Consider the following 7,176-nt stretch of genomic DNA (forward strand, 5'->3'; position numbering starts at 1 on the left):
CGGCCGCCACCGCGCCGCGGGTTCAGGCGGGCCAGTCCGTGGTGTCGAACTCGATGCCGCCACCGAGCATGGCCACCTGCTCCCGGCTCAGCGCGCCCTGGATCGCCCAGACGTCGTCGACGGCTCCGGTCCAGTACTCGGGCTCGCCGATCGCGGACCGCCCGACCTGGAGGGCGCCCCCGGCGTCGAACGCGCTCACGCCCGTCTTCGCCGAGGGCAGGCTGTTCACGTACAGGGTCGCCGTCCTCGTGGGGGCGTCGTAGACGACCGCGATGTGGTCCCACGATCCGGGGAAACTCCATTGGCGGGCCAGGACGGTCCCGGCGTCCGCGCTGTCGGAGCCGGCCATCACCAGTTCCCAGCCGGTCTCCTGCTGGTAGCGCAGCGCGAACCGGTTGACGTTGTCACCGGGCAGGGAGAGCAGCGTCGACGCCGTCGACGTCGCCTGCTCCGTGTTCGCCCAGGCGGAGACGGTGAAGCTCCGGTCGGTGCGGACGACCGGACCCGCGGCCTCGGCGTAGGCGCCGGTCCCGTCGAGCATCAGGCCCGCCGGCGACCCCCACCCCTGGAGCCCGGCGCTCGGGTCGATGGCCGCGCCGCCCCGCAGGGTCATGTCGTTGCCGAACGCGGAATCGTCCGACCCGTCGGTGTTGAACTTCCAGCGCCCGTGCGTCGTCTTCGGGAGGCGGGCGAGCGCCGCCGCCTCCTCCGGGACGATGATCCGGTCGTACACCCGGACCTCGTCGATGTCGCCGCGGAACGCGTGCGCGTGCGGCCGGACGCCCGCGCCGATCCGCAGGAAACGCCGCGCGTTCCACGCGCTGTCACCGGCCGCGACATCGGACGCCAGGACCCCGTTGACGTACAGCCGGAGCCGCTTCTGCGTCGCGTCGTACGAGCCGGTCAGCTGCGCCCAGGTTCCCGGGTACACCGGCTGTTCGGCGACGGCCTGCACGGTCGCCGCTCCGCGCCTGTCCACGTCGGACTTCACGAACGCCCAGTGGCCGTCCCGCGACTGGAGCGAGAACGCGTTCCGCCGGCGTCCGGTCGCCGCGATGACGACCGAGTCGCCGTCCGCCGACGGCTTGGCCCAGGCGGTGAGGGTGAAGCTCTTGCTCGTGTCCACCGGCGTCCGGGTCTGCGCGCGGCCGCCGGACAGGCGCGCCGCCGTCCCGGACTGTCCTTCGACCCCGGTGGCGAAGCGTCCGATCGCGCGCGCGGTGACCGGCTCCTCGCCTTCCCGGGTCTCCGCCGCGAGCAGGCGCGTCCCGGCGGGTTCGTCCAGCTTCCACCGGGCCTTGGGGGCGCTGCCCGCGTTCACCAGCGACGTGTAGTCGGTGGCCGGCCCGTTCTCGCCGGCCGGGCCGAAGGCCCCGACGTGGAGCATGAGCGGCCCGGACCGATAGGGCGCGATGGCGACGGTGACCGGCTCCCCGTTCTGCGTCGGGAGCTGCAGGAGCCGGGTGCCGTTGATCCTGACGTCGTACCGGACGGCCCGGTCGCTCGGGTCGTCGATCGTGAAGTCGCCGTAGATCCCGACACCGTCGTGCCATGCGCTGTCGTCCGGGTAGTCGGTCGATGTGACGGTGGGCGCGGGCATCGCCTCGGCCTGTGCTGAGGCTGGGCTCCCCACGATGGTCGCCGGTACCGCCACCGCCAGAGCGATGAGCAGGGCCGGGAGTGCTCGTCGTGAACGCATTCCTGCCTCCTGGACGCGACAGGCGGCGCAGCGGGGAGGGGACGCCGGCCATGTCTGTGCGAACGAGTCCGGGTGATCTTGTCAGCCGGACGGGCGACGGCGGGTGCGGAAAGATCACGATCTTGACAAGACCGGTGTGCGGGGAGGGTGCGGGCGGTGGCGGCCGTGGCGAGGAGGGTGATCGCCATGGCCAGGAAGGCGGTCGAGTAGTCGTCGGTGACGGCTACCAGGACCGCGAGGCCGAGGGCGGCGCCCGTCTGTTTCGCGGTGTTCATCAGGCCGGAGGCGGCGCCCGCGTCGTGCTCCGGGACGCCCGAGGTGACGGCGTTGGTGAGCGGGGTGTTGAGCAGCCCGCCGCCGGCGGAGATGAGGACCGCGGGGCCGAGGACGTCCGGCAGGTAGGCGCCGCCGGGGGAGAGGCGGCTCTGCCAGAGGAAGCCCGCGGCGGCGATCAGCGCGCCGATCGTGGTCAGCGTGCGGTCGGACGCGCGCCTCATCAGGCGGGGCGTGACGCGCAGGGCGACGGCCATGGTCAGCAGGGTGTGCGGGAGGAAGCCGAGGCCCGTCTGCAGGGCGCTGAGGTCCAGGACGTCCTGCATGGACAGGGCCAGGAAGTACCACATCGGGTTCAGGCAGGCCCCGGCGAGCAGCATCGCCGCGTTGCCGGCCGCGACCGTGCGGATCCGCAGGAGGGGGAGGGGGAGCAGCGGGGCTGCGGTCCGCGACTGCAGGACGGTGAACGCCGCCAGCGCGGCGGCGCCGGTGGCCAGGGCGGGCGCGTTCCAGCCGCGGGTGACGCCGTAGGTGAGGGACGCGACGCCGGCGGTGGCCAGGACGGCACCCGGGACGTCCAGCCGCCGCCGTTCGCCCCGCGCGTCCGGGAGCAGGCGTGCGGGCGGCAGCGCCAGGGCGCCGATCGGCACGTTGACGAGCAGGACCCAGCGCCAGGACAGCGCGTCGGTGAGGACGCCGCCGGCGAGGTTGCCGGCCGTCCCGCCGGCGAGGCCGACGGCGGTCCAGGCGGCGAGCGCGCGGGGCCGGACGTCGCCGGCGAACGTGGTGGTGAGGACGGTCAGCGTGGCGGGGGCGAGGAGCGCCGCGCCGAGCCCCTGGAAGGCGCGGGCGGCGATGAGGGGGCCCGGCGCGTCCGCGAGCCCGCCGGTCAGGCTCGCCAGCGTGAACAGGGCCAGGCCCAGGGCGAAGACGCGGCGCAGCCCGTAGACGTCGGCGAGCCGTCCGCCGAGCAGGAGCAGGCCCGCGAAGGGCAGGGCGTAGCCGTTGACGACCCACTGGAGGTCGGCGGGGCCGATGCGCAGGTCCGCCTGGATGGACGGCAGCGCCACGTTCACGATCGACACGTCCAGCACGACCATGAACTGCGCGGCGCACGCCAGGGCGAGCAGGGCGCGGTGCCGTGGCGTCATGGGGCTCCTTGCTGATACGGCTGTATCATTATGGTACATCGGTATCATAGGGGCGTGCCGAGAACCGCCGACCACGACGCGCGCCGCGCGCAGATCATCGACGGGCTGGTCCGCGCCGCCGGACGGGACGGGCTGCACGCCGTCACGATGCGGTCGGTCGCGGCCGAGGCGGGGGTCTCGCTGCGGCTCGTCCAGTACTACTTCGAGAGCAAGGCGCGGCTCATGAACGCGGCGCTGGAGCGCCTCGAACGGCAGAGCCATGAGCGGTGGGCAGCGCGCCTCGCGGGCCTGGACGATCCGTCACCGCGCGAGGTCGCCGAGGCACTGCTGGCCGAGGTGCTGCCGACCGATCCGGAGAGCCGCCTGTTCCACCAGGTGTGGACGTCGTACGCCGTCCTGGCGCTGACCGAGCCGTCGCTGGCGGCGCAGCCCTTCGTGGACGGCCCGGAGCGGCTGGAGCGGCAGCTCGCCGAGCTTCTCGCGGAGACCACCGATCCGGCCATGGAGGCGGCACGCCTTCTCGCGCTCGCGCACGGCCTCAGCACGAGCGTCCTTGCGGGACGGCGGAGCGCCGAGTCCGCGATGGGCATCCTGCGCCGCGACCTGGACGAACTCTTCCCAGGTCGCTGACCCGGTGGTCAGCGCGGGGGCGGGAGTTCGCTGCCGGCCTCGGCGGCCTTGGCGAGGCGGTCGCGGAGGGTGCGCAGGAGCTCGTCGCCCTGCTCGGTGAGGCGCTCGATCGCGGGGAGCGCCAGGTCGTCGCGGACGGTGTCGGCGAGCAGCTCGTCGTACTCGTGCGCCTTCTCGGCGATCCGCTCCAGGTGGCGCTGGGCGCGCAGCACCTCGTCCGCCGATTTGGCCCGCGCGGCGTAGCGTTCGAGCGCCTCGACGCGGCGCGTGACCGCCTCGATGGAGACGTCGAGCTTGTCGCGCAGCGGGCGGAGCGCCGCCGCCACCTCGGGGAGCACGTCCTCCCCGGCCATCTCCGCGTGGTCGGCGCGCAGCTTCGACTGCTTCGCGAGGACCTGCGCGATCTCCCACTCCTGGCGGGGCAGCGTGACCGCGTTGTCCACCGCGTCCAGCAGGCCCTCGCGGTTGACGGCGGAGTCGCGGACGGCGTCGATCGCCGCCTGCACGCGCCCGAGCATCGCGCGGCCCTCGTCGTCGAGGTCCTCGGGGGTCAGGTAGCGGTCGCGGCGCCGCTCCAGCTCGCGGGCGCGGCGCAGGTCCAGGGAGACCGACGGGGTGCCGAGCGCGACCAGCACGGCGAGCATGCCGAGGCCGATCAGCCAGAGGGAGCCGAGCAGCGGCGAGCCGACCAGGCCGAGGGCGAGCACGGTCAGCGGCGCCAGCCACAGCAGCGGGCGGCGGCGCTCGACGATCGTGTCCAGCTCGGCGCGCAGCGTCGGGTCGGCGACCGGGCGGGGCTCGGCGGGGGAGCCGTCCGCGGGCGCGCGCGGCGGCGCGATCCGCCGCCAGGGCGTGCCGACGTGGGTCTCGAACGCGAAGTCGCTCCGCGCGATCTCGATCTCGGTCGGACCGGCGGGCAGCGGCCACGAGCCGACGGGGTCGCCCCCGCCCGGGCCGGTGAAGCGCACCCACCAGCCGCCTTTGCCGTCCTCGCATCTGTAGCGGCCAGGGGCGACGTCGATACCGACGAAGTACGTGCCGATTCCCGGTATGGAATCACTCCATGCGCCACTGGTCACCGGTGACCTCCCGTACCTGAACGACGTCCGGGGGACGGTTAGAGTTGCATTACCCACATCTGCCAGGGGAAAGCCGGATCGGGTTTGGAATACTCCTGCGCGTGCGACCTGACTACGACCCCCGCGACGATCCGCCCTGGGCCATGCAGCTGGTGGTACGCGCCGAGAAGGCCGATCCGCCCAGTCACGGCGCGGTCTGCGAGGCGGCGGCGACCGCGGTCGTCCGGCTGCTCACCGACCCGCGCGCGGCCGGCCCCGAGGGCGAATGGCGCGACGCCGTCCGCGCGTGGGAGTCGCGGCGCATCCGGAAGGTGACGCGGCGGGCGCGCGGGGTGCGGTGGCCGGAGGCGCAGGCGCTGCCCGGCATCACCGTCGAGCACGCCGGCGCGCAGGTGCGGGCCTTCCCGCCCGGCCCCGTGTCGGACGTCCCGCCGCAGCTGGCCAAGTTGCAGGTGGCGGGTCTCGACCTCGCCGCGGCCGAGGAGCCTTCGCCACCGCCCGAGCCGCCGTACGCGGTGATCGCCCTCAACCCGGACGTGACGATCACGACCGGGAAGGCCGCCGCGCAGTGCGGGCACGCGGCCCAGCTGCTGCTCCGCCAGGGCCGCCGCAAGGACGTGGCGGCGTGGGTCGAGGCGGGCGCGGCCGTGCATCTGGCGCGGGACGTCCCGTGGAGCAAGTCCGCGCGGAAGGCGACCATCGCGGTGCGCGACGGCGGATTCACCGAGGTTGCGCCCGGCACGATGACGGCGATCGCCTGGATCGTCCGCAAATAGGGCGCGGCGTGCCGGACGCACCGGCACGCCGCGCCTGCGGTCAGGGAAGGGTGACGGCGACCGGGACGATGCCGGCCACGCGGATGAGGGACGGCAGGCGCCCGGCGAACGGGTGGTGGTCCACCGGCAGGCCGCGCGGGTTGTCGATCACGTAGTGGACGACCCCGCCGGACCGGTTCTCGGCCCACTCGGCGCCGGCCGAGCGCAGCACGGCCGCGGCCTTCGCGGCGTCCTCCGCCTGCACCGACACGCGGATCGGCGACTCGTACGACGGCAGTTCCGCCGCCTCCTGCGCGGCCTTCGCGGTCCCCTGCGGCGCCGGTGCCCGCGCCGGGGCGGGACCGAGGATCGCGTTGGCGAGCAGCTTGGCCGTGCCGTCGGTGAACGCCCGGAAGTTCGGTTCCGCCGCGAACAGCACGGAACGTCCCTGGCCGACGGGCTGGTCCACGACCGCCGCGGTGCCGCCCAGCTCGGCCGCGCCCCGCTCGAACCCGGACACGAACCAGTCCGGCGAGTCCACCTGCGGGTACGACACGGCGACGCCGCTGGACGCGGTCATCACCAGGTCGTAGGCGGTGAAGTTCCAAGCCGTCGCGCCGACGCCCTTCGCCAGCGGGCTCGACTCGTCCACCCGCACGCGGAACAGCGAGCCCGGGATGTCGGACGTGGGCTCGGCGAGCGTCGCGGTCGTCAGGCCGAGCCGCGCGGCGAGCTGCGCGCCGCCCTGCCAGCCGACGTACCGGCCGCCGCCCCGCGTCCAGTCCTGGAGCGCGGCCCGCCCGGCGTCGCCGAGCGCGGTGTAGGCGGACGACGCCGGGCCGTCCGGCGTGACCAGCACCTCGATGCCGCTCAGCTTGCCCGCCGCCACATCCGCCGGGGTGAGCAGCGTGAACGGCAGCTTCCACTCGCGGTCGAGGCGGTGCCGCAGCCAGCCGGTCGACTCACGCGCCGAAGACGACGTCGCCGACAGTTGCAGGACGCCGAGCTTCGGCGCCTTGCCCTCATGCCCCGGACGCGGTGCGGGCAGCGTCGGCACCCGAACCGCCCGCGGATGCAGGACGGCCCCGGACGATCCGCCGGACACGTTCCCCAGCAGCGGCAGGCTCCACGCCGTCACGTCGTAGAAGTACGGGAACGGCGTGTAGGAGTCCTCGTTGAGCATGGCCTGGATCCAGTGCTTCTGCCCCTGCGCCATCGAGATCCAGTACGTGCCCGCGGGCAGCGTCGTCTTGGCCTCGGCGCGCCCGTACGCCTTGAAGTCCGGGACGGTCAGCGGCCGCACGAGCTTCTCGACGCGCACCCCCAGGAATCGTAGACGTCGCGGGTCAGCTTCTCGGCCCTGAAGGGGCGAGCTTGCAGCTCTGACTGACTCACCCGGATGGCGGGGTGTCAGGCCGCGTCGTCGGCAGCGTGACTCACTGCCCAGCCCGCTGCGCCGCGTGCGGCGATGTTGCGGGCTGCGTTGACGTCGGCGTGCTCAGCGAAGCCGCACGACGTGCACTTGAAGGTGGCCTGGTCGGGCCGGTTCTTCTTGTTGATGTGGCCGCACGCCGAGCACCCCTGCGAGG

General features: G+C 74.0%; 7 protein-coding genes. 2 read left to right on the top strand and 5 right to left on the bottom strand.

What is annotated here, in order from left to right:
• Window positions 1-22: 22 nt before the first annotated feature.
• Complete coding sequence (locus HUX53_RS23080; protein ID WP_176405314.1) at window positions 23-1,387, bottom strand: LamG domain-containing protein; 1,365 nt, start codon at window positions 1,385-1,387, stop codon at window positions 23-25.
• Window positions 1,318-3,123: an MFS transporter gene (locus HUX53_RS23085; RefSeq protein WP_176405315.1), complete on the bottom strand. Its 1,806-nt coding sequence runs from the start codon at window positions 3,121-3,123 to the stop codon at window positions 1,318-1,320. Before HUX53_RS23085 ends, HUX53_RS23080 begins: the two co-directional genes overlap by 70 nt.
• Before the next feature lie 54 nt (window positions 3,124-3,177).
• Here HUX53_RS23085 and HUX53_RS23090 point away from each other — a divergent pair, with 54 nt between their 5' ends.
• Window positions 3,178-3,753, top strand: a complete 576-nt coding sequence (locus HUX53_RS23090; RefSeq protein ID WP_176405316.1) for a TetR/AcrR family transcriptional regulator — start codon at window positions 3,178-3,180, stop codon at window positions 3,751-3,753.
• A gap of 8 nt (window positions 3,754-3,761) precedes the next feature.
• On the opposite strand, the gene HUX53_RS23095 is transcribed toward HUX53_RS23090, so the two are convergent.
• Entirely contained in the window at window positions 3,762-4,832 is a 1,071-nt protein-coding gene (locus HUX53_RS23095; RefSeq protein WP_176405317.1) for a hypothetical protein, read from the bottom strand.
• A gap of 101 nt (window positions 4,833-4,933) precedes the next feature.
• Here HUX53_RS23095 and HUX53_RS23100 point away from each other — a divergent pair, with 101 nt between their 5' ends.
• Window positions 4,934-5,608, top strand: a complete 675-nt coding sequence (locus HUX53_RS23100) for a peptidyl-tRNA hydrolase (protein ID WP_176405318.1) — start codon at window positions 4,934-4,936, stop codon at window positions 5,606-5,608.
• Window positions 5,609-5,648: 40 nt separating this feature from the next.
• On the opposite strand, the gene HUX53_RS23105 is transcribed toward HUX53_RS23100, so the two are convergent.
• Both HUX53_RS23105 and HUX53_RS23110 read right to left on the bottom strand, forming a co-directional pair.
• Entirely contained in the window at window positions 5,649-6,908 is a 1,260-nt protein-coding gene (locus HUX53_RS23105) for a hypothetical protein (RefSeq protein WP_176405319.1), read from the bottom strand.
• Window positions 6,909-6,997: 89 nt separating this feature from the next.
• On the bottom strand, window positions 6,998-7,176 hold a 179-nt coding region (locus HUX53_RS23110; RefSeq protein WP_176405097.1), incomplete at its 5' end, for a zinc ribbon domain-containing protein.

It is taken from the genome of Actinomadura sp. BRA 177, from assembly GCF_013372625.1.
Taxonomy (GTDB): Bacteria; Actinomycetota; Actinomycetes; order Streptosporangiales; family Streptosporangiaceae; genus Spirillospora.